Origin of the sequence: Plebeiibacterium sediminum (assembly GCF_026013605.1) — a bacterium.
In the GTDB taxonomy this organism is placed as follows: domain Bacteria; phylum Bacteroidota; class Bacteroidia; order Bacteroidales; family Marinilabiliaceae; genus Saccharicrinis; species Saccharicrinis sediminus.
In genome coordinates this window covers 1-989 of sequence record NZ_JAPDPJ010000222.1, presented here as the reverse complement: position 1 = coordinate 989, position 989 = coordinate 1, and the positions used below count along the sequence as shown (strand labels likewise).

The 989-nt window shown below is 38.7% G+C and carries 1 protein-coding gene; it reads right to left on the bottom strand.

Going from position 1 to position 989, the window contains the following annotated elements; all coding sequences use genetic code 11:
• On the bottom strand, nt 1–638 hold a 638-nt coding region (locus OM075_RS25180), incomplete at its 3' end, for a DUF6266 family protein (protein WP_301193327.1).
• Nucleotides 639–989: the final 351 nt, after the last annotated feature.

The following is a 989-nucleotide window of genomic DNA, read 5'->3' as shown; positions in this document are numbered from 1 at the left end:
TCCGGAATAATAACAGTTCCTGCATGCACGCTATTGCTTACCCGGTTTGTATCGTCCATAGCGGCAAAAGCGATATAGCAATGTACTACTGTTCCTGCAGGAGCATCTGGCAGATACATACTGGCTGTACCATCAGAACGAACATTTTGACCAATGGTATATTCAGGATAATAGCCTTCAGCAATAGCTACAAGAATTACTCCATTGTCTTTAAACATTTCATCACTTGATGCATTGTACCTCCAGGTAAAAACAACTTCTTCACCATTAGCTTCTACTTTTGGTCTGTTTGTTCCTTTTAATGATCCTACGGCTAACACCAAATTATTCAGGTTCACCTTATAATCAGGATATTCGCCTTCGATGGTGTATTTCATTAACTCGGACATAGCTGCATTCTGCGGCGACTTTAGGCTGTCCTGATTTTTGAACCCTAATTGTATCACCGGATACAGTGGTTGTAAAAACTTGGTAGCAAGTCTGAATTTAGCTCTGTGTGCCAATTGTTTTTTACTGGCTTTGTGATTACTAAAATCGGGTAGCGATTTCATAACAGAGATGCCTTTCCATTGACTACCTACTGTGCTACCTACTTTTCCTGTGAATCTTCCGTTGATTCCTTTTATATATGTTCCCATGACTTTTAGTTTTTGTAAGCCCTGCTATCGCTGATCAGGTAATATCAGAGCCCGGGTTAAACATGTATCGGCCGACTTTAGATCCAAGAGCAAAGGGCTTAGTGCAAAGTGTTTAATGCAAATAGCGCTTTGATCTCAGCTTGTAGTACTAAAGTATATTGAAATATTCATCGAAAAAATAACAGTAATTTTACTGTTACTTTTTGTGGTTGTAAGTGGTTGTGATATAGTGATATATGATTTTGGGTGTCTGGAATTTTGATTTGATTTACCCCCCATAATGCCTCAGAATTCCATTTTTTGCTAAAAATGGGGGTTTTGGATTCCACTTTTGGCCAAAAACGATGGTTT